Origin of the sequence: Marinobacter sp. DUT-3 (assembly GCF_050379435.1) — a bacterium.
GTDB lineage: Bacteria > Pseudomonadota > Gammaproteobacteria > Pseudomonadales > Oleiphilaceae > Marinobacter.
Genome location: NZ_JBNRMG010000003.1, coordinates 90,163 through 111,760, shown reverse-complemented (window position 1 = coordinate 111,760; position 21,598 = coordinate 90,163). Strand labels below are relative to the sequence as shown.

Below are 21,598 nucleotides of genomic sequence, written 5' to 3'. Positions count from 1 at the left end.
CAGAGCCTCCCCCGGGCACATGAGGGCTCTGGCAAGCATCGATTGATAGGAAAGCGGGTTTCTATGCTGCAATTGCTCAAGAACGCACGGCTGAAATACAAGTTCTGGCTGCTGAACATTGTCGTACTGACCGTACTTTGCCTTTTGGTACTCTATGCCATGGGCAGCATTGCTACTGCCACTGACCGCACCTTTGCAGACGTCTTCAGCGACACCGCCCCGGAATTTGCCGGGATCGTTGCAATACTGATGGCCCTGGAAATGGCCGGCTCCCAGCTATTGATATCTTTTATCGAGCGCCATGTTAACCGCCTGAAAAGCACCATGGTGGACGTACAGGCCTCAGGAAACCTCAGCCGGCGGGCTGACGTGGACTCCACTGACGAAATCGGTGAAATGGGTAACGCCTTCAACGCCATGCAAGACCGCACCATGAGCGTGGTCAAGAGCATGAAGGAAGCCATCGACCGGCTGCACAATGAGGTCCGCGAACTCACTGCCGCCGCCGAGGCCCGCCGCGATGATCTGGCCCGCCAGCAATCCGGTGCAGATCGGTCCGCCGAAGTGATCGAAGCCATGCTTCAGAGCTTCGTTGGTATCGCTGAGCAGGCGAGTATTGCCAAGACCCTGTCTCACGAAGCCCGCACTACGGCCCTGGAAGGTGGTGAACGAGTGTCCCGCAGCGCTGACTCCATTCGTCGTCTCGAAGAGATCATTCGCAACTCGGCGGCCAGCGTAGAATCCCTTGCCGAAAACAGCCACGAAATCAGCCATGCGGTTACCGAAATCAAGGGTATCGCCGAGCAAACCAACCTGCTGGCCCTGAACGCCGCCATCGAGGCTGCCCGCGCCGGTGAACAGGGCCGCGGTTTCGCAGTGGTTGCTGACGAAGTACGCAACCTGGCCCAGCGGGTACAGGATTCCACTGATCAGATCCAGGATACAATCAACCGCCTGCTCTCGGCTATGGACACTGCCGTCACCCAGATGACCGAAAGCTCCGCGGATGCCAGTCGTTGCGTGGATGAGTCGGAGGAAGGCCGCAAGGCACTGAATGCTATCAATTCGGTCGTCGGTCGCATTGACGAGACCAATGAGGAGATCGCCTCCATGTCCGCCAATCAGACCGCCTCCACCGACGACGTACTGGCCAACGTGCAGGGTATTCGTGACACCACCCAGAGCATGGTGACTCAACTCGCTGAGAGCGCCGATATGACCCAACGCCTGAAAAACCTGATCGACTCACTGGAAGTGGCCTCCAACAGAGTCACAGTTAACTGACAGTTTGTGGCACACTCTGCACTCGTTTTATAACAGTGTGGACTATGTGCCGATGACCCTGATCCGTTCTCTCTATGACCGGCTGATTCTCCCCCACCCGGTTGTTGTTCTGATTGTGTTTGCCTGCATTCTCGTACTCGCCAGCGTCAAACTGGACCAGTTCCGGCTTGATGCCTCGGCGGAATCCCTGGTGCTGGAGAACGACCGGTCGCTGGAACAGTATCGCGAGATCAACCGGCGCTTCACTACCTCTGACGATTTTCTGATTGTCACCTTTACTCCGGATGGCGAGCTGTTCAATGAAGAAACCCTCGGTACCCTTCGCCAATTGAGGGACGACCTGGAGGGGCTGGACAGCGTCAGCTCCACCAACAGCATCCTCAACGTGCCACTGCTCCATAGCCCGGACCTTACCCTGGACACGGTGGATTCGGAAATCCGGTCAATGGACGAGAACGACGTGGCGCCGGAAACCGCCCGGGATGCCCTGCTGGAAAATCCGCTCTACCCCAATCTGCTGATCAGCGAGGATGCCAGGACCACGGCCATCCAGGTCAATCTGCCCACACCGGAGCGTTATTTCGAACTGCTGCGTGAGCGTGAACAACTGCGTGAGAAATCCGCCAGCACCGATGCCACCGCGGCAGACAAGGACAAGCTGGAGCAGGTCAGCGCCGAATTCATTCGTTTCACTGAACAGCTCGGCGAGGAACGGGACCAGACCATTCATCAGGTCCGCACCATTCTGGATGGTTATCGGGGCGACGCCGAAATCTACCTGGGTGGCGTGCCCATGATCGTTGCGGACATGATTCAGTTCATCAAGAACGACCTGTCCACGTTTGGCGTGGGCGTGCTGATCTTCCTGCTACTGACCCTCGCCATCATCTTCCGCCAATGGCGCTGGGTACTGGTACCCCTGCTGTGCTGCAGTTTCACCGTATGGCTGGTAATCGGTTACCTGTCCTGGGCGCAGTGGCCGGTAACGGTGATTTCCTCCAACTTTGTGTCGCTGCTGCTGATCATGACCCTGTCCCTGACGATTCACCTGATCGTCCGCTACCGGGAATTCCAGCACGACGAGCCGGAGGCAGCCCCCCGGGATACGTTGCGGCGCACCCTGCTGGCCATGATCAAACCCTGCTTCTACATGGCCATCACCACCATTGTGGCCTTCGGCTCACTGACTTTCAGCGGCATCCGCCCGGTGATTGATTTTGGTTGGATGATGACCATTGGCCTGTCCGTCGCTTTCCTGATTACGTTCCTGATCTTTCCGGCGTTACTGTCATTGCTGCCGCCGCCCATTGACCGCTATGTTTCTTCCGACCGGATCCCGTTTACCGATGCCTTTGCCCGCTTTACCGAACACCACGGTAAAGTCGTGCTCGGCGGCTCTGTCGTGATCGCGGTGCTGTGTGTGCTTGGCATGAGCAGGCTCACAGTTGAGAACAGCTTCATCGACTACTTCAAGTCCACCACGGAAATCCATCAGGGCATGATCACCATAGACAACCGCCTGGGGGGCACCACGCCGCTGGATGTGGTGATCACCGACGATCCTCCCCCGGAAAATGCCGGTTCCGGTGATCCCTTTGCCAGCGATTGTGATCCGTTTGTGGAGGACTGCGGCGAGGCCGAGGAGTACCGGGACACCTGGTTCACCTACCAGAAGATGGAGCGCCTGCGGGGCGTCCACAATTACCTGGAAAGCCTTTCGGATACCGGCAAGGTACTGTCCATCAGCACGACGCTGGACCTGCTGGCGCAGGTCAACGGGGGGGAGCCGCTGGATGCCCTTCAGTTAGCGTTCGTGCCGACCGCGGTACCGGAAGATCTCCAGGACATCCTGTTGGCCCCGTACATCTCCGAGGAACACGACCAGGCCCGTTTCAGTGTTCGTATCCTGGAAACCAAGCCCGATCTTCGACGCGACCAGCTGCTGGACACCATTCACCAGCACCTGACCGGCGAGCTGGGCTTCGACGATGACCAGGTGATGTTCACCGGCATGACGGTGATGTACAACAACATGCTGCAGAGTCTGTTTGAGTCCCAGATCAAGACCCTGGGCGTGGTGTTCCTGGCCATCATGGTGATGTTCCTGATCCTGTTCCGATCAGTACTGCTGGCACTGATCGGCATGGCTCCGAACCTGATCGCTGCCGGCTCGGTACTGAGTTTGATGGGCTGGCTGGGCATTCCGCTGGATATGATGACGATCACCGTGGCGGCCATTACGGTCGGCATTGCCGTGGATGACACCATCCACTACATCCACCGTTTCAAGACCGAGTTCGCCAAAGATGGCGACTACATCGCCACCATGCACCGCTGCCACCGCAGCATCGGCCGGGCGATGTTCTACACGTCCCTGACCATCATCATCGGTTTCTCGATCCTGGTGTTGTCGAACTTCATCCCGACCATCTACTTCGGCCTGTTCACCGGCTTCGCCATGTTCATGGCCCTGGCAGGCGCCCTGACCCTGCTGCCGCGCCTGATCGTGCTGATTAAGCCGTTTGATTCAGGTTCGGGGGTGTAGTCTTTATGTAGCCTGCTAGCTTGGGAGGGGAGCGTCTGTGATGCCCCCTTCCCAAAACCGCTACGAGCACATCCATGTGCGCTTCTCTCCGGCCATCCTTGGCCTTCGAAATTTTGGGAAGGGGGCATCACAGACACTCTTCTTATTTCTCAGATATCGCAAAGTTAGTCGTAGATCACAATAAACTGATTCCCCGCTTCAAATAACTGCGAAATCTGAGGCATGGCGGGTGAAGGCCCTCGACAGAATTTCGGAGGCCATGGATGGCCGGAGAGAAGCGCACAGGGAAGTGCTCGTAGCGGTTCTGTCGAGGGCCTTCACCCGCCATGCCCGCACCACAAGTCGCAGGCTAGAAACAAAAAAGCCGCCAACGGCCAGAAACCGTGGCGGCTTTTTTTCAGGTCAGACTTTTACTGCTGCTGCATTTGCTGCTGCATCTGACGCTGTTGTTGCATCTGCTGCTGCATCTGCTTCATGCGCTTGTCCAGCTCCGCGCGCTGCTCTTCAGTGAACACAGCGTCGACCTTGGCCTGCATCAGAGTAGACAGTGCGGTCATTTCACCAGTCAGGTCACCCAGCTTCTCGGCGTTGTCGCGGATGGTGTCTTCGTCATAGTCCGGCTTGATCTCGGCCTGGATGGCCTGCTGCAGCTGCTGTGCTTCCGCCTGAAGACCCTGAATCTGGCCCTGCATCTCTTCGATGATGCCGCGAATTTCTGTCTGCTGGTCATCGCTCAGACCCACCAGCTCGGCCAGTTGATCTACCTGGTCACCCTGAGGTGCCTGGGCGCCACCCTGCTGACTCATGTCCTGAGCCATGGCTGGGCCGGCCAGACCGATAGTCAGAAGGGCAATACCAAACAGTTTTACAAGCTTCATAAATTTCTCCGTAAATTAAGCGGTAACCACGCGATATAGTGACGTCAAACCGCTGATCATCATTGGTTTCTCGGTTCAGGTCCACCACCCTAAAACAAAATGCCCTCCGCTTTCACCCCGATATCCCCTCTTTTTGTACATACTTCTCAAACCACCCGCCCGGATGCCGCAGCACCGGCGGTTTCAATCAAATGTGAAAATTTGGTCATTCCCGTCCATAATGGCGCCGTTCAGCCAATTCTGGAGTATCAACATGGCCATCAACTGGTTTCCCGGGCATATGCACAAGGCCCGCAAGGAGATCAAAAAAGTAATGCCGCAGATGGACCTTATCATTGAGGTCGTCGACGCCCGCATTCCTTTTAGCAGCGAAAACCCTCTGGTTCCCAACCTGCGGGGCGATACGCCGCTGATCAAGGTACTCAACAAGCGCGACCTGGCGGATCCTGACATTACCGCCCGGTGGCAGGACTGGCTGGAAAAGGAACGGGGGGTGCGCGCCATCACCCTCACCCACAACCAGCGCGGTGAGGCCATAGACATCCTAAAACTCGCCGCCGCGATGACTCCGGGCCACGACCGGCAGAAAAGTGCGCTGCGGGTGATGATCCTCGGCATTCCCAACGTGGGGAAGTCTACCCTGATCAATACCCTGGCCGGACGCCCGGCGGCAAAGACCGGTAACGAACCGGCGGTGACTCGCGCCCAGCAGGCCATCAAGCTGCCAGACAACATCCTTCTGTACGACACCCCGGGCTTCCTCTGGCCCAAGCTGTCGCCGGAAGCCTGTGGCTATCGTCTCGCGATTACCGGCGCCATTCGCAGTGCGGTGATTGATTTTGAAGACGTGGCCCTGTTTGAGGCGGACTACCTGCTGCAGGCATATCCTGAGCTGATCAAGAAGCGCTACGGCTTTGAAGACCTTCCGGTTGATGGCCTGGCACTGATGGACGCCATTGCGGGCAAGCGCCGGTTCTTTGCGCGGGGAGGCATCCCGGATCTACACAAGGTATCCGAGGTTCTGCTGAATGAGCTGCGCGCGGGCACCCTGGGGCGTATCTCGCTGGAGACACCGGAGATGATTGAGCGGGAAGCCCGGGAAGCTGAGGCCGCGAGGCTGGCCAAAGAAGCCGATCAATCAGGCTGATGGGCACCGACACACCCGGAACCAGCCGGTGGTGACGTATTCCGAAGGCAAGGCATCGAACATTTCCCGCGCGGTTCTGACCAGGTGCGGCTGATCATAGAATCCGGCTTCTGTTGCCAGCCGCGACACCGACTTGCCCGGCTCCCAGAATGCCAGCGCCCGGTTCATTTTCAGGTGCAGCAGGAAACGACGCAGCGGCACCCCGGTCTGCTGACGGAACAGGTGGCTCAACCGCGACGCGGATAGTCCGACGTACCCGGCCAGCAGGTTGACGTCCAACTTCTCCGGCAACTCCTTTCGCAGAATGTCACAGACCCGTGATACCCGCTCGTCCAGTGGTTCCGCCGGACGTCCGGCGATGGTCAACAAGCCCTCCAGACAGCGCTTCGCTGCTTCGCAATCCAACCCCTGAACGGATGGTACGTCAAGGCGATCGAGATTCAGGTCAGCGGAACCTGAATCACCAACCAGATGGCGCAGGGCGCGCCAATGGCGGCTGTCGGGATCCATCTGGACAATCCACATATGGGTATGACCAGGATCGAGTGCCTGAATGACATCGGGTGACACAATGGCAGCCCGCGTACGGCGCCAATGGCCGTCCACCTGCAGCTGAAATGCCTGATCCAGCCCCACCAACAGCGATGCGCTAATGTGTCGATGGGGCCGGTTCGGCATCAGCCGCCCGACCACCTGCCAATGGTCCGACCACAGGAACAGGGTGCCCTGGGGGCTGTCGGATGCGGGCGGGCGCCCCGCGGAATTACACGTCATAGAATGCACCGGATCAGGATTCTGCTATCAAGCATACCCCAATCAGTGCGTATCAGTGACCTTGGGCGGGCTTGCTGGTGGAATGTGAGCCCTGGGCATGGGGTACCGGAATGCCCAGTTTGGCGGCAAACTCGATGCTCACAAAAATGGGACCGATCAGCAGAAAGACCAGATCCTCAACAAAAGACGGTTTTTTGCCCTCTACCTTGTGGCCCCACACCTGCACCACCCAGGCCAGGACCCAGACCACAAGACTGGTCCAGAACAATGACCAGCCGCTGGCAATCACGCTCTGGATAATCCAGGCCGACAACGCAAACCATGCGGCCATCAGCACAAACACCCACACGGACAGTCGCAGGTACACGATGCCCGACAGCACCGCCAGTATGGTGGCGCCATTAACCCACTCAGCCGCTGCACCAGACAAACCCAGCCAATGGCCCACCGGTATCAACCAGAACAGACCAAGCGTTGAGATCATGATGGCAGGCACACAGACAATATGGACCCACTGGTTAAAGGGGTTCTGGTGGCTATCGCCGTAATCATGAAGAAACCGGGACAAGCTACGCACAGAAATATCCTCTTGTTGTAATTGATAAGTGTCATGTTATCAGGACCAACCTGCCCTGCCTTGTACGTAACAGCTATCGGATGTCCCGTCTGCAGCGCCCCTTACCAAGGTCAAATATCACCCGCGCGACAAAGCGCCTAAACTGTCAGGTAAGATCAGTGAACGAACAGAGCACCTACCGGCACGCCGGAGGGCTCCTGAGGAGGAAAGTATGAGACGCGTTGTCGTCACCGGTATGGGCATTGTTTCGTGCCTGGGTAACTCCGCCGATGCGGTACTGGACAGCCTGAAAAACGGCAAATCCGGCATTCGCTTCAGCGATACCTACAAGGAGTTGGGGTTCCGCAGCCAGATTTGCGGTTCGGTGGATGTGGATACCAGTGTGATTGATCGCAAACTGCGTCGTTTCATGGGCCAGTCAGCCATGTACAGTTATCTGGCCATGCAGCAGGCCGTGGAATCCGCCGGTCTGACCGAAGACCTGGTTTCCAACGATCGCACCGGCCTGATTGCCGGCTCCGGCGGGGCCTCCAGCGCCAGCCAGGTCGAGGCAGTCGACCTGATGCGGGAGAAAGGCGTCAAGCGTATCGGGCCCTATATGGTCCCGCGCATCATGACCAGCACAGTCTCCGCCTGCCTGGCCACTGCCTTCAAGATCCGGGGGGTTAACTATTCCATGTCCTCGGCCTGCGCCACCAGCGCCCACTGCATCGGCCACGCCATGGAGCAGATCCAGTCCGGCAAGCAGGATATCGTGTTTGCCGGCGGCGGCGAGGAAGAGGACTGGAGCCTGACCATGCTGTTTGATGCCATGGGCGCGCTGTCCACCAAATACAATGATGCCCCGGAAACGGCTTCCCGCCCGTTTGATAGCGGTCGGGATGGCTTCGTGATCGCCGGTGGCGGCGGTATGCTGGTGATGGAAGAGCTGGAGCACGCCCGCAAGCGCGGCGCGACAATCATCGCTGAGCTGACCGGTTACGGCGCCACATCCGACGGGCACGATATGGTCGCTCCTTCCGGCGAAGGCGCCACGCGCTGCATGAAGCAGGCCCTGGCGACCATCGATTCACCGGTGGATTATATTAACGCCCATGGCACCAGTACGCCTGTGGGCGACGTCGCTGAGCTGGGCGCGGTTCGCAACGTTTTTGGTGACCGGGTTCCGCGGATTTCATCCACCAAATCCCTGTCTGGCCATTCCCTGGGCGCTTCCGGCGTGCATGAGGCGATTTATTCCCTGCTGATGCTCCAGAACGGTTTCATTGCCGGCACTGCCAATCTCAACAACCCGGATGAGAAAATCAGTGATATGCCCGTTGTCGGGCCGAACGCACAGGACGCCGAGCTGAACACGGTTATGTCCAACAGCTTCGGCTTTGGCGGCACCAACGCATCACTGATATTCCAGAAGGTGTAAGCCCCTGGCGGAGAGCCTCTCACCGTGGTGGCTCTCCGCGTGCCGACTTTTTAACCGCGGCCCAGCGTTTCATCATTGGCACGGCGGGCTTTCCGTATTAGGGTACATACTTGATATGACTCAATATGGACCGTTCCTCCGCCATGGCCAGAGCAATGAACATTAAACTCGCTCCCGCACTCAAGGCCTCCTGCCACAACTGCGGCCTCAGCAACCTGTGTCTTCCCCTTGCCATTGAGGACAATGAGCTCGACCGACTGGAAGATATTGTGGAGCAGGGCCGCATCTTCAATCGCGGCGAACACATCTTCGAACAGGACACCCCCTTTCGCTCATGCTTTGCCGTGCGTAGCGGCGCCGTGAAAACCTCAATCATCACCGAGAGCGGCCAGGAACAGGTGACCGGCTTCTTCCTGCCTGGAGAGCTGGTGGGACTGGACAGTATGAGTGGCAAACGCTACGCCTGCACCGCAAAAGCGCTGGAGCGCACCAGTGTGTGCAAATTCCCGGTAGAGAAGCTGGAAGAGCTGACCGGCGCCATGCCCGAGCTTCAGCATCACATGTACCAGCTGATGAGCCAGGAGATCCGCAACAGCCATCAACTGGTCATGCTGCTGAGCAAGAACACCGCCGAGGAACGCATCGCCGCTTTTCTGCTCTCCCTTTCCAGCCGTTTCCAGCGCCGGCGCATGTCTCCCACGACATTCAGCATGCCCATGGCGCGCAATGATATTGCAAATTTCCTGGGCCTTGCGGTAGAAACCGTGAGCCGGGTTTTTACCCGATTTCAGAACCAGGGCCTGATCAGGACCCGAGGCCGCGAAGTGGAGATTCTGGATATTGAAGCGGTAAGGAAGGTTCTTCCGGAGTTCTCCCGTCAGGGCTGCTGAGCCCCGACAGGGAATAACACTGCCCTGGATGCCCCTCAGTGGGCGGTCGTATCCGTTGGCTGCCTGCCATTGGACAATGACAAAGCTTCCAACTCATCAGACAATCCGGAACGCCAGGGTAGCTGCTTGATGCCAAACGTATTGCGGATTTTGGTACAGATCAGAGTGGCGTTGGCGGGCTCCCATGTGGCCCATTCCGGGGTGTCGTCAACCACCCGTATTCCCGCCGGAATGCCCGGCAGACCGGCAATTGCCAGCCCCAGCTCATAGAGGGAAATTTCCTCGGCGCCAGCATACTGATAGGTTCCCCACACTTCTGCCCCGCAATCAATCTGCAGGATCACCGCCTTCATTACCCGGGCCAGATCCCGCACCGTCACTGGCTGCCCCCGACACCGGCCCGGTAGCCGCAAAGTATCCCCCGGAGCGGTTCCCTGTTGCACCTTGCGAATGAAACGCCCGAGGCTCCAACCGGTACGCAGGATGATATGACGGGGTAGCAGGGTTCTCAGGGCCTGCTCGCACTCCCACTGCCAGTTACCAAGCTCATTGCAGGGATGACCCGGATTTGAAGATATGTAAGCGCTCTGCTTGCGGCCATCAAAAACGTAACAGGAGGACAGCTGCAACAGCGCCATATTGCGTTCACCGGCGAACTCCGCCAGGGCTATGGGCAGGGAAAAGGCCGCCTTGTGAATACCCTCGGGATCCTGCTCTGCGGCCTCGGGATCCGTCAGCCACAGGGCATTGACGATCAGATCCGTATCCGCCGGAATCCACTCTTCGAGGGCGGACAGGTCAGCCTTGTCCGGATCACTGACCAGCAGCGGGCTGACATGGAGCGGTGTATTCCGCAACCGCTCCAGCAAAATCCGCCCCAATGATCCGTAATCATGAACTACAACAACATGCACAAGCGTCCCGCGCCTCCCGAAATATCACAAATGTGACGGTCACCCGATAACGATCAAGCCAATGGCACCACCGGTGACCAACTTACAATACTACGCAACTGCCCCATTAGAACCTGAAGAGCATACAACAACAGGATCCGACATGCTGAAACAACAGAGCCACATTGTAGCCCCGATTCCCGACGAACTGCGCACCCGCGCCCTGCTCACCGTTGAAGAACTGCGTGGGCGCGGCAAGGCCGACAAGGAAGCCATCGACAGGCTTTACAACCTAATCGTGGAAATGACCGAAGAAGGTCTCGACTTCTTCTTCCTTGAACCCCTGCGCCGTCTCAACGCCGGCAACATGATGATGAGCATGGCCAAAATGGGCATTGGCAGCATGCTCAAGGGCAGCAAGATGGTGATTCATAAAGTCCTGAAAAAGCTCGACGATCGCAGCCTGCACTCCATTCTGGACTTCGTCGAGGAAATCATCCACGAGCCAGAGGCTGCCGCCTGAGTTCGCCTGCCAGCTTACCGGTACAGCCTGGGCACCCGGGCTGTTACCCCTGTCAGCAACTCATAGCCAATGGTACCGGCATGGCCGGCCACTTCATCCACGCTGACCTGATTTCCCCACAACTCTACCCGATCCCCGGCCTGCGCTTCTGGCGCCTCCGACAGATCCACCGCCAGCATATCCATGGAAACCCGGCCAATCAGACGGATGCGCTTACCGTTTACCGCTGCCGGCGTCCCCGTGCCGGCGTGGCGAGGGTAACCGTCACCATACCCCACAGCGACTATCCCCATCGGCGTCTCTTTGTCAGCGACCCAGGAGGAACCGTACCCGACACTGTCACCCGCCTTGAGTACACGCCGGGCAATTAACGGAGCTTCCAGTGTCATCGCCGCTCTCAGGCCCAGTTCCGGCCCCGTCACACCAATAACCGGCGATGCACCGTAGAGCATGATGCCCGGGCGGCTCCAGTCAAACAGTTCCTGTTCCGGCAAAAAATGCGCGGCGGAATTACCAACGCTTCTTTCAAGATCCGGCCAGGATGAAACCGCTGCCTTGAAACGCTGCGTTTGCTCCCGGGTAAAGCTGCTGTCATGGTCATCAGCGCACGCGAAATGGGTGACAAACCCCTGCAACGCGGACTTCGTGGCCGGTGATGACAGTAATGCCTCCACCCTTCCCGCCAGATCATCCGCCGGGAACCCCAATCGGTTCATCCCGGTATTCACTTTCAGCCAGAAATTCGGAGTGGACTCAGCCTCCCTTAGCCACGCCAGTTGGTAATCACTGTGCATGACGGGCTGGAAGCCCTGATGGGCACACAGGGCGACATCCTCGGGCGCATGGGTACCCTGAAGCATTATCACCGGCTGGGTGAGTCCTTCGTCCCGAACGGCCATCGCTTCTTCAAGGCTGGCAACCCCATACCTGGGCGCCTCCCCGGCCAGTGCCCTGGCAACCTGCCGGATACCATGGCCGTATCCATCAGCCTTGATCACCGCCATGGCCCGGGCGGGACCTGCGCGTTCACAGGCTAATCGATAATTATGGCGCAGCGCCTCCAGGTTAACGCGGGCGATGGTACTTCTCGGCATCAGTACTCACCACCGTAATCGCCATAATCCCCATGGGCCAGGTCTTCGAACTTGGTGTATTTGCCGATAAACGCCAGGCGAATGGTGCCGATAGGACCGTTACGCTGCTTACCGATAATAATCTCGGCAATGCCCTTGTCCGGGGTGTCTTCGTTGTAGACCTCATCCCGGTATACAAACATGATGACGTCGGCGTCCTGCTCGATCGCACCGGATTCCCGCAGGTCCGAGTTGACCGGGCGCTTGTTGGGGCGCTGCTCCAGACTACGGTTCAGCTGTGACAGCGCCACCACCGGGCAACTCAGCTCTTTGGCAATCCCTTTCAGCGAGCGGGAGATTTCGGAGATTTCCGCCGTCCGGCCCTCAGTGTTACCCGGCACCCGCATCAACTGAAGGTAATCCACCATGATCAGGCCGATCTTGCCATCGTTCTCGCGGGCAATACGGCGGGCACGGGAACGCATTTCAGTGGGGCTCAGTCCGGGAGTGTCATCAATATAGAGCGGCTTGTCTTTCAACAGGCTGACCGCCGAGGTGAGTCGTGGCCAGTCATCTTCTTCCAGCTTGCCGCTCCGCACCTTGGTCTGGTCGATCCGCCCAAGGGAGGACAACATACGCATGGCAAGCGCGTCTGCCGGCATTTCCATACTGAACACCAGGACCGGCGTGCCGGTACTGATCAGCGAGTTCTCCACAATGTTCATGGCAAAGGTGGTTTTACCCATGGACGGGCGCCCCGCAACGATGATCAGGTCCGCCGGTTGCATACCGGAGGTCTGCTCATCCAGATCCCGGAAACCGGTGGTCAAACCGGTCGTCTGCTCGCCCGACTCGAACAACTCCTCAATTCTGCTCAAAGCCTTGGTCAGAATGGGATTGATCGCCTGCGGGCCAGAACCTTCTTTGGCACGGGATTCAGCAATTTTAAATACGCTTCGCTCAGCCTCATCCAGAACTTCCGCACTGGTACGTCCCAGCGGATTGAAAGCGGAGTCCGCAATCTGACCCGAAACCTCCACAAGGCTGCGTAAGACCGCCCGCTCTTTGACGATATCGGCATAGGCACGAATGTTGGCCGCACCCGGCGTTTTTTCCGCCATTTCAGCCAGGTAGGACAACCCACCTGCGTCTTCAATATCGCCCGCACGCTCCAGGAATTCTGCCAGAGTGACCACGTCCAGCGGTTCGCTTTCACTGGCAAGGCGCTCCGCCGCCGCGAAAATCAGGCGATGGTCCTGGCGATAGAAATCAGCGGCGGAAATCACCTCACTGATCTCGTCAAACCGGCGGTTGTCCAGCATCAAACCACCCAACACGGCCTGCTCAGCTTCGACCGAGTGTGGCGGCACTTTGATGCGGCTGGTTTCTATATCTGTTTTTGCGGGCTTGAGATTAGGATTGGCCATGAACACATCTTCAGTTAAGGATCATTTCAGCGACAGTTTAAGCGGTTTGCATCCTCGATGGGAGAGCTCCCAAGAGCATACCAGAAAGCAACAGGCCCGGAACCGCTTTCGCGGAACCGGGCCTGTACAGCGGGCGCCCCGAACCATCCGGAGACACCCACATCGCCACTGGCAGGATCAGCAATCCGGCGGTAACACCGGGTTGCCAAGCCCTGGCCGCCGATTACTCGGCAACAACGACCAGCTTGATAACAACGGTAACGTCAGAGTGCAGCTGCAGCTCAATGTCGTACTCGCCGGTCACGCGCAGCGGACCTTCGGGCAGACGAACTTCGCTCTTCTCTACTTCGGTACCGTCGGCAGTCACGGCATCAGCAATGTCGCGCACACCGATAGAACCGAACAGCTTGCCTTCTTCACCAGCCTTGGAGGTGATGGTGACGGAAGCGCCTTCCAGAGCTTCGGCGCGGGTCTGGGCAGCTGCCAGCTTTTCAGCGGCGGCTTTTTCCAGCTCTGCACGGCGCTCTTCAAAGGCCTTCAGGTTTTCAGCAGTGGCTGCAACGGCTTTGCCATATGGCAGCAGAAAATTACGACCGTAACCGGCCTTTACCTTGACCTTGTCACCGAGTGAACCAAGGTTTGCTACTTTCTCGAGCAGAATAACTTCCATCTCGTTAACCTCTTCGTGCTTTATTCAGCCGGCCCGGCGGGCTTGATTCGCCCCCGGATATCCAGCCAGCTATCCACAAACGCCAGAAACACTAACAGAATCATCAGGCTTGGGGCCGTTAGCACCAGTGCTATGTAAAACAACACCAGCCACTGACCATTCAGATTTTTACGACCAACCAGACCGTGAATAAGCGCCAGGCCCGCAACAAGCAGCGGCATGCCCCCAGCCCATCCCAACAGCATGGAATTCAGCCCCAGAAAGGGCCCCACCACCATGGTAACCGCACACAGTACGGCGACCACCGGTGACAGCCGGAAAGCATGAAACTCTTTCCGGAACCCGCCGGGGTTATAAAGCCCGGCCTGCCAGGATCTTGCCAACATGGTCATTGCCACACCTGTTACCAGGTAAGTACCGGCCATGCTGGCACTCATGGTGTCCCGAATCACTGTCTCCAGCTCATCGCCCAGACTGCGGGCCACCTCGGCATTGTATTGTTCGTAAAAACTGACCCCGGTGCGGACCAGATCGTCCAGTAACTCCGGGTATATCACGGGCAACATCAGCCCCGCGACAATCGCCAGAAAGCTCCCCCCAAGGAGGGCTCTTTCCCAGGACAGGGACAGCCTGAGTATGGAGGCCATCAACATCACTTCGAGCATGACCGCCAGCGCCGTCGGATCCTGTCCGAACCAGCTCCAGCCAAGTGCCGGAAGCAATGCCCAGAGGCCGACATTCAGCCCCTGGCCGATACCCAGCCTGAGAATCACCAGGCCAATAACGGCAGCTCCAACCCAGAACAGCAGGGGTATCGCAGTAGTGACTGCCGCAACCCCGCCTGCCTGCAGGGGACCGCGCATTACAAACTGTGCCAGTGCACGCATGGTCCCAAGTCCTGTTTATCTGTTAATTAATTATCGTGGCTGTCCGAGTACGGCAGCAGTGCCAGGTAGCGGGCACGCTTGATAGCGGTAGCCAGCTGACGCTGATAACGTGCTTTGGTGCCGGTGATGCGGCTGGGCACGATCTTGCCGGTTTCTGTGACATAACCTTTCAGGGTGTCCAGATCCTTGTAATCGATCTCTTTAACACCTTCTGCCGTGAAGCGGCAGAACTTACGACGTCTGAAAAAACGAGCCATAACTTAACTCCTCAACTCCGGTTAATTACTCTTCTTCGTCCTGGGTCTCAGCCTTCTGACGCTCTTCCTGACGCTCTTCAGATTCGGCCGGACGACGTGCCGGACGCTCATCTCCACCAGAGCGACGGTCCTCACGGGACTCAGCAGCTTTCATCGGAGACAGATCGGTAACAGCCTCATCGCGACGCAGAATCAGGTCACGGATGATGGCATCGTTAAACCGGAAGTTGTGGGTCAGCTCGTCCATAGCGGCCTGTGAACATTCAGCGTTCATCAGCACGTAATGAGCCTTGTGGATCTTGTTGATCGGGTAAGCCAGGTGACGACGGCCCCAATCTTCCAGGCGATGTACCTTGCCGCCATCTTCAGTGATGACGTTGGTATAACGCTCGATCATCGCGGGCACCTGCTCGCTCTGATCCGGGTGTACCATAAATACGATTTCGTAGTGACGCATGAGTTCTCCCTACGGTTTAAACAGCTTCCCCTTGAATGGACGGGCAAATCAAACAAAGCACCCGGGGCCATCAAATATGAAAGCAAGGAGGTGGCAGTCTCGCTGCCGGTTTCTTTTGCTTTATCAATGAGGCATTACAGAAAGGCCTGATCAAAAGCGTCATGTTGCTGCCCGGAATTCAGGCAATACAACACTACCCCTATAAAAAGGGGTGCCGTATTCTAGGCGTGTCGGGCATTCTATGCAAGCCTCTGGCGCAGCGCTTCGTACAGACAGACGCCTGTCGCCACGGACACATTCAGGCTGTCCACGTGCCCCTGCATCGGAATGTTGATCAGGGCATCGCAGTGTTCCCGGGTCAGTCGCCGCATGCCCTTGCCCTCAGCCCCCATGACCAGGGCCACGGAACCGGTAAAGTTTGCCTGGTACAGGGTGCTGTCCGCTTCTCCTGCGGTGCCGATTAGCCAAACCCCCTCATCCTTAAGGGTTCGCAGGCAACGCGCCAGATTGGTCACCCGCACGAAGGGCACGGTTTCCGCTGCGCCACAGGCGACCTTGCGGGCCACCGGCGTCAGGGTTGCTGACTTGTCCTTGGGGACAATCACCGCCTGCACGCCGACGGCATCCGCCGTTCGCATGCAGGCCCCCAGGTTATGAGGATCGGTCACACCGTCCAGCACCAGAAGAAACGGCGGCTTGTCGGACCCGGCGAGCATAGCCATCAAGTCGTCTTCGCCCCATTCCCGGCTTTCAGACACCGCTGCCACAATCCCCTGATGGACACCGGACACTTTCTCATCCAGCTCCTTCCGGTGCACAACGCTCCAGCGAACACCGAGATCATCAAGAGCAGAAGTGATGCCTTTTACCCGTTTGTCCTGACGCCCCGTCTGTATCCAGACCTGCTGCAGCCGCTCCGGCTCGCGCTTGAGGACGGCCTCAACCACGTGCCAACCAAATATGAATTCTCCGGACACTGGTTATTTTCCTGACTTGCGGGGTTTCCGTTTCTTGTCCTTGCCAAGGGCCAGCTTGGCAGCCTGCGCCACCAGCTCATCCCGGGCGGACATTGGCTCATTGCCCGAACCCTGTTCCTTTGCCGCTGGCTTGCCCTTGGGCTTGTCACCTGCGGCTTTGGCCGGGCGCTTTTTAGCGGCGGGCTTCTCACTGGCATCGGAACGGGGCCTGGATCTGGACTTGCCATCCCTTGCCGCACCCTTGGGCGCGCCCTTCGACCCACCCTTACCTCGGCCTTTCGCCTTGCCGCGAGGTTCCTTGCGGGTCACGTCCAGCGCATCCCGGTCGGCTTGCCGAAGATGAGGCTCGCTGATCAGTTCAAGGTCTATTTTGCGGTCCTCCATACCAACCCGAACCACCTTGACCCGCACCTCGTCGCCAAGGCGGAAACTCTGGGCGGTACGCTCACCGATCAGGCGGTGCTTGGCCGCATCATGATGGAAGAAGTCACCACTGAGGGTAGACACATGGACCAGCCCTTCGATGTAAACGCCAGACAACTCCACAAAGAAGCCAAACGGCACTACCGCGGCAATAACCCCGTCAAACTCTTCGCCAACGTGGTCGCTGAGGTATTCGCATTTGAGCCAGGCCATGACATCGCGGGTAGCATCATCCGCACGCCGCTCGGCCATGGAGGTATGCTCGCCAAGTCGCTCCATACTGGCAAAGTCGTAGGGATATTCTGCCAGCTCCGGGTCACGCCTGGGCGGCTTTACGACATCTTTTGCAGGATTTTCACTATGGATAATGGACTTGATGGCCCGATGGGCGATCAAGTCCGGATAGCGGCGAATGGGCGACGTGAAATGGGCATAACCGGCAAAGCCAAGACCAAAGTGGCCGCCCTCTTCCGGGCTGTAAACCGCCTGGCTCAGTGACCGCAACATCACGGTCTGGATCACATTCGCATCCGAGCGGTCAGAAATATGAGACAACAACTCCTGGTAATCCGCTGAGGTCGGGCTATCGCCGCCACCGAGCTGAAGGCCCAGCTCGCCAAGGAACAACCTGACCGCATTCAGGCGCTCTTCCGAGGGGCCATCATGAACCCGGTACAGCGCCGGCAACTTGTATTTCTTGAGGAAGCGAGCGGTGGCAACGTTCGCGCACAGCATGCATTCCTCGATGATCTTATGGGCTTCGTTGCGTTGCACCGGCACGATTTCTTCAATCTTGCGCTCGGCATCGAATACGATTTTGGTTTCGGTGGTTTCAAAATCAATCGCGCCGCGCTCGGTGCGCGCTTTCCGCAGCAGCTGGTACAAACCATACAGGTTGTGCAGCTGCGGCAGCACATGGGCGTACTGCTCACACAGTTTGTAGCCCTGCTCCGAGTCCGGGTGTTCCAGCATGGAACTGACCTTGTTATAGGTCAGCCGAGCATGGCTGTACATCACCGCCTGATAGAAGCTGTAACTGCTGATATTACCCGCCGCACTGATGGTCATATCCGCCACCATGCACAGCCGGTCAACTCCCGGGTTCAGGGAGCACAACCCGTTGGAGAGCTTCTCCGGCAGCATCGGCACCACATGGTCCGGGAAGTAGACAGAAGTACTGCGATTGACGGCTTCATCGTCCAGCGGCGTTCCCGGCCGGACATAATGTGACACGTCGGCAATCGCCACCAGCAAGCGATAACCGCCACGCGGGCGCGGCTCGCAGTAGACCGCGTCATCAAAGTCCCGCGCGGTTTCATCATCAATCGTCACCAGACGCAGATTGCGGATATCCACCCGGTTGGCCTTGTCTTTCTCTTCGACCTCTTCGGCAATCTTCGCCGCCTGTTCGCCGACGGCCGGCGGCCAGCTGTGGGGAATATCATAGGAGCGAATGGCAACGTCGATCTCCATGCCGGGCGCCATGTGTTCGCCCAGGATTTCCACCACCTTGCCAAGTGGCTGGGTACGAACGGTCGGCTGGCGAATAATGTCCACAACCACATACTGACCGTGCCGGGCCTCGCCACAATTCTCCTGGGGCACCAATACCTCGTGGTTGATACGGGCGTTTTCCGGAACCACAAAGCTGATCCCGCTCTCCTGAAAAAAGCGGCCAACGGTCTGGTTGGTCTTGTGTTCCAGCACCTCGACAATGACTCCCTCACGGCGTCCCTTGTCATCGACACGGTCCACCCGGGCAGCAACCCGATCACCATGAAATACCTGGCGCATCTGACGCGCGGTCAGGAACAGGTCACTACCGCCATCGTCCGGGACCAGAAAACCGAATCCATCCTTGTGCCCTATCACCCGGCCTGAGACCAGGTCGGCTTCTTCGATGGGCAAATAAGCACCCCGACGGTTACAGATCATCTGGCCGTCACGACACATGGCGATCAGCCTGCGCCGTAAAGCCTCGATACCTTCCGGGGAATTCTGTCCGAGTTCCTGACAGAGGGTTTCGTGGGTCGCCGGAGCGCCACGCTCTTTCAGATGCTCAAGAATGAACTCCCGGCTCTGGATAGGGTTGTCGTATTTTTCCGCCTCACGACTGGCGTGCGGATCTCTGTCCGTCTTATTTCTTGAAACCATTCGGATCCTTGTCCTGTCCGCCTTTAAATAACGCGGTCATATTGCATGTGCTCAGGAGTATAACGCCGGTTCGGCCAGCCTGCCTAACCGTCAGCAAAATAAAGCAATTAATTTCCCGATAATTTTCCGAAAAAATGTTTGACAGCTTTTTCCGCAATCATTAAAGTACGCGCCATCGGTTGAGGGACACACCTCACCGCTGGCAGAAACGCCAAGTTTTCAATAAACTGTAGGCAAATCTGTGAATCACCTGCCGAGGTGGTGAAATTGGTAGACACGCTAGCTTCAGGTGCTAGTGGGGGCAACCCCGTGGAGGTTCAAGTCCTCTCCTCGGCACCATTTCCTTCCCCAGGAAATGGCAAGAAAGAATCCCAAACACAGCATACGCTTACGACTAACCAGTCGCCCGGACGTTGATCGTTCAGGGGTTATGGCTATTCCACCAGCTCTGTCAGATAGTCCGAGAGCCGCTGGTACTGATAACTCACCCGCCCGAACACTGCGAACGGCACTTCCTCAAATTCCCGACCACAGTCCGCGGTGGATCGATGATCCGTGAGGTAGGCATCCGCAATCAGGTTGGGCTGCTCTGCCACGTAATGACCCATGCCTTCCTGCGGATAGAACATGATCCAGTCGAAGCCGCCTTCCGCAGACACATGGTCTAGCCCGGACATCTTCGGGTCAGTAAATGAGTATCGCAGCAACCGGACATAGTCACCCCGGGTATCGAACTCCAGGGCCAGACTGCCGTAGCCATCGGGGGCGTCTGCGGCGGCGTAACTGTATGCCTGCTGAGCGGAAACCACGTGACTCGCACCTTCACTGCCTTCATCAATGGCACACTCGCCTGATGCTCCTGCCAGGCTGATGGCCGCCTGCTCTACACCATCAACCATGAGCCGATAGCCGTTGAACAACGGGGTTCCGTTGGTGTAATCCGGCTCAAGGGTCCGGTTTTCAAGAGCGGAATCGGCTGCCAGTCCTTCCAGCCTGCCATCGGACATGGCCCAGCTGTAGGTAATTTCCGGCGGGCCGCCAAACTCCGAGGCATCCGCCAGACCATCCTGACATTGCGTGGTGGTCTCGAAAGTGGCCTGGCGATTGGCCCAGTCAAAACTCAGGCGCTCATCAACCCCGGGATCGTCATAAGCCACCCGGCTTTGCAGGGACAGGGAAACCGACGGCAACCACTGGACATCCAGATCCGCCATTCGCCCACCGACGTTGATCAGCCTCGCAATTTCGGGCATGGAGGGGGTCATGCACCCTTCTGACGCTATCGCCATCAACCGACCATCGGGGCCATAATCGAAGGACAGCTCCGCCGTGGTTAACAGCGAGGAGCGGTTAGCAGGCAGATCACCATATTCCGACTGGCCCGAGACCACCTGACGCGTCAACAAAACGGGATCGGACAACTCCAGATCGACTTCCGGCAACACCAGACTGTCGGTGTCGACATTGGCGTAACCTCCCTGGGAGGCGGCATCGTCCACGACGGCGACAATCTCGGCGGCATTCTGGACCAGTGACAGCCCCAGCAGATAGGCCGCCCGCGGGCTCAGGAAACGCTCCGTCCCATCAGCAGCGTCTTTTGCCAGTGCCTCGTTGTATGCCTCGGGGAACTGCCCCGCCATGAACCGTGCAAACGCCCGAGCGTAACCATGGGCGCGCGGATCTCCGGCCCGAATGTAGTCGGTCAGCAGGTTCACTTCCGCCAGGGACGAACCGGCACCCTCCGACACCAGCGACGCTGCACCTGCCAGGCCACGGTACCGCGCCAGCGTCGTCAAAGGCGTCACCTGCCTGACACCCGGCGTCGCCGACATCATATAGGCGCTGTCAACGGGACGGTCACCACCGGGCAATTGCTCCACCGTCTTACCCGGCAAGGCCAGGGCATACAGAGGATAATCCCTCGGATCAATATCGGGGGCATCGGCAGAATCCTGCACCAACGCCTCAATCTCCAGCGTGAACGCGCCGTCCTCCCCGGACATTGCAGTCGGCTCTCCGGATGCCAGAGTCACCGTGGTGCCAGATGCCAACTCCACCGTCAGCGGCCCCGGCGTGTACTGGCTGTCGCCGTCAATATCGAGCCACACCCTGGCATTACGCAGGTAACCGTCAATCACTTTTCCGGTGTAGGGCACGGGTTCACTGTAACCCACCCCGTCGAAATCACGACCATCAACAGGCCGCTCATCGGATTCCTTGCCACATCCGGCCACGGCCAGGGCAAAAATAGACACAGACAGGGGAAGAAGACGTTTCATGGCAGCAACCGGTTATCCTTGTTGGAGGTTGTGCCGCTACTGTAGGGGATGTTGAAGAGGGGA

General features: G+C 58.1%; 19 protein-coding genes and 1 tRNA gene. 7 read left to right on the top strand and 13 right to left on the bottom strand.

From position 1 onward, the window contains the following. Positions 1-63 precede the first annotated feature (63 nt). Together ACQUWM_RS05835 and ACQUWM_RS05830 are read left to right on the top strand one after the other, a co-directional pair. Positions 64-1,284, top strand: a complete 1,221-nt coding sequence (locus tag ACQUWM_RS05835) for a methyl-accepting chemotaxis protein (RefSeq protein WP_428921504.1) — start codon at positions 64-66, stop codon at positions 1,282-1,284. Positions 1,285-1,336: 52 nt separating this feature from the next. Further along, entirely contained in the window at positions 1,337-3,829 is a 2,493-nt protein-coding gene (locus ACQUWM_RS05830) for an efflux RND transporter permease subunit (protein WP_428921503.1), read from the top strand. A 410-nt stretch (positions 3,830-4,239) separates the two neighbouring features. On the opposite strand, the gene ACQUWM_RS05825 is transcribed toward ACQUWM_RS05830, so the two are convergent. Then, a complete protein-coding gene (locus ACQUWM_RS05825; RefSeq protein WP_428921502.1) occupies positions 4,240-4,707 on the bottom strand; it encodes a Spy/CpxP family protein refolding chaperone in 468 nt (155 codons plus the stop codon). Positions 4,708-4,960: 253 nt separating this feature from the next. Between ACQUWM_RS05825 and ylqF the strand changes: the two genes are divergently transcribed. Then, positions 4,961-5,854 (top strand): ribosome biogenesis GTPase YlqF, encoded by an 894-nt coding sequence (gene ylqF / locus ACQUWM_RS05820; protein ID WP_428921501.1) that lies wholly within the window; start codon positions 4,961-4,963, stop codon positions 5,852-5,854. Here the strand turns inward: ylqF and ACQUWM_RS05815 are convergent. Both ACQUWM_RS05815 and ACQUWM_RS05810 read right to left on the bottom strand, forming a co-directional pair. Beyond that, a complete protein-coding gene (locus tag ACQUWM_RS05815; RefSeq protein WP_406999936.1) occupies positions 5,846-6,628 on the bottom strand; it encodes a helix-turn-helix domain-containing protein in 783 nt (260 codons plus the stop codon). The genes ylqF and ACQUWM_RS05815 overlap by 9 nt on opposite strands. 52 nt (positions 6,629-6,680) lie before the next feature. Next, positions 6,681-7,205, bottom strand: a complete 525-nt coding sequence (locus ACQUWM_RS05810) for a DUF962 domain-containing protein (RefSeq protein ID WP_428921500.1) — start codon at positions 7,203-7,205, stop codon at positions 6,681-6,683. A gap of 211 nt (positions 7,206-7,416) precedes the next feature. Here ACQUWM_RS05810 and fabB point away from each other — a divergent pair, with 211 nt between their 5' ends. Together fabB and fnr are read left to right on the top strand one after the other, a co-directional pair. After that, a complete protein-coding gene (gene fabB, locus ACQUWM_RS05805; RefSeq protein WP_428921499.1) occupies positions 7,417-8,625 on the top strand; it encodes a beta-ketoacyl-ACP synthase I in 1,209 nt (402 codons plus the stop codon). A 143-nt stretch (positions 8,626-8,768) separates the two neighbouring features. Further along, complete coding sequence (fnr, locus tag ACQUWM_RS05800) at positions 8,769-9,515, top strand: fumarate/nitrate reduction transcriptional regulator Fnr (RefSeq protein WP_406999941.1); 747 nt, start codon at positions 8,769-8,771, stop codon at positions 9,513-9,515. Between the two features lie 35 nt (positions 9,516-9,550). Here fnr and ACQUWM_RS05795 read toward each other — a convergent pair whose 3' ends face one another. After that, entirely contained in the window at positions 9,551-10,429 is an 879-nt protein-coding gene (locus ACQUWM_RS05795; RefSeq protein WP_406999943.1) for a sugar nucleotide-binding protein, read from the bottom strand. 142 nt (positions 10,430-10,571) lie between these two features. Here ACQUWM_RS05795 and ACQUWM_RS05790 point away from each other — a divergent pair, with 142 nt between their 5' ends. Next, positions 10,572-10,931 carry a hypothetical protein gene (locus tag ACQUWM_RS05790; protein WP_406999945.1) on the top strand — a complete coding sequence of 120 codons (360 nt, stop codon included), beginning with the start codon at positions 10,572-10,574 and terminating at the stop codon, positions 10,929-10,931. A 14-nt stretch (positions 10,932-10,945) separates the two neighbouring features. Here the strand turns inward: ACQUWM_RS05790 and alr are convergent, their stop codons facing one another. The 8 genes from alr to rnr all read right to left on the bottom strand — a co-directional run bounded on the left by alr (position 10,946) and on the right by rnr (position 19,256). Beyond that, the gene (gene alr / locus ACQUWM_RS05785) at positions 10,946-12,025 is read right to left on the bottom strand and encodes an alanine racemase (RefSeq protein WP_428921498.1); all 1,080 of its coding nucleotides are present in this window, start codon (positions 12,023-12,025) and stop codon (positions 10,946-10,948) included. Continuing rightward, the gene (gene dnaB, locus ACQUWM_RS05780) at positions 12,025-13,431 is read right to left on the bottom strand and encodes a replicative DNA helicase (RefSeq protein WP_406999949.1); all 1,407 of its coding nucleotides are present in this window, start codon (positions 13,429-13,431) and stop codon (positions 12,025-12,027) included. Before dnaB ends, alr begins: the two co-directional genes overlap by 1 nt. A 223-nt stretch (positions 13,432-13,654) precedes the next feature. Next, positions 13,655-14,101, bottom strand: a complete 447-nt coding sequence (rplI, locus tag ACQUWM_RS05775; RefSeq protein ID WP_406999951.1) for a 50S ribosomal protein L9 — start codon at positions 14,099-14,101, stop codon at positions 13,655-13,657. Positions 14,102-14,121: 20 nt separating this feature from the next. Then, positions 14,122-14,988, bottom strand: coding sequence for a hypothetical protein (locus ACQUWM_RS05770; protein ID WP_406999953.1), 867 nt, complete (start codon positions 14,986-14,988; stop codon positions 14,122-14,124). Positions 14,989-15,014: 26 nt separating this feature from the next. Then, entirely contained in the window at positions 15,015-15,245 is a 231-nt protein-coding gene (gene rpsR / locus ACQUWM_RS05765; RefSeq protein WP_114613426.1) for a 30S ribosomal protein S18, read from the bottom strand. A gap of 25 nt (positions 15,246-15,270) precedes the next feature. After that, positions 15,271-15,702 carry a 30S ribosomal protein S6 gene (gene rpsF / locus ACQUWM_RS05760; protein ID WP_406999955.1) on the bottom strand — a complete coding sequence of 144 codons (432 nt, stop codon included), beginning with the start codon at positions 15,700-15,702 and terminating at the stop codon, positions 15,271-15,273. Between the two features lie 239 nt (positions 15,703-15,941). Next, positions 15,942-16,679 (bottom strand): 23S rRNA (guanosine(2251)-2'-O)-methyltransferase RlmB, encoded by a 738-nt coding sequence (rlmB, locus tag ACQUWM_RS05755; protein ID WP_428921497.1) that lies wholly within the window; start codon positions 16,677-16,679, stop codon positions 15,942-15,944. Between the two features lie 3 nt (positions 16,680-16,682). Further along, positions 16,683-19,256 carry a ribonuclease R gene (rnr, locus tag ACQUWM_RS05750; protein WP_428921496.1) on the bottom strand — a complete coding sequence of 858 codons (2,574 nt, stop codon included), beginning with the start codon at positions 19,254-19,256 and terminating at the stop codon, positions 16,683-16,685. A gap of 252 nt (positions 19,257-19,508) precedes the next feature. Between rnr and ACQUWM_RS05745 the strand changes: the two genes are divergently transcribed. Continuing rightward, positions 19,509-19,595, top strand: a tRNA-Leu gene (locus ACQUWM_RS05745). A 95-nt stretch (positions 19,596-19,690) separates the two neighbouring features. Here ACQUWM_RS05745 and ACQUWM_RS05740 read toward each other — a convergent pair. After that, on the bottom strand, positions 19,691-21,535 hold the full coding sequence (locus ACQUWM_RS05740) for a hypothetical protein (protein ID WP_428921495.1): 1,845 nt from the start codon (positions 21,533-21,535) through the stop codon (positions 19,691-19,693). Positions 21,536-21,598 lie beyond the last annotated feature (63 nt).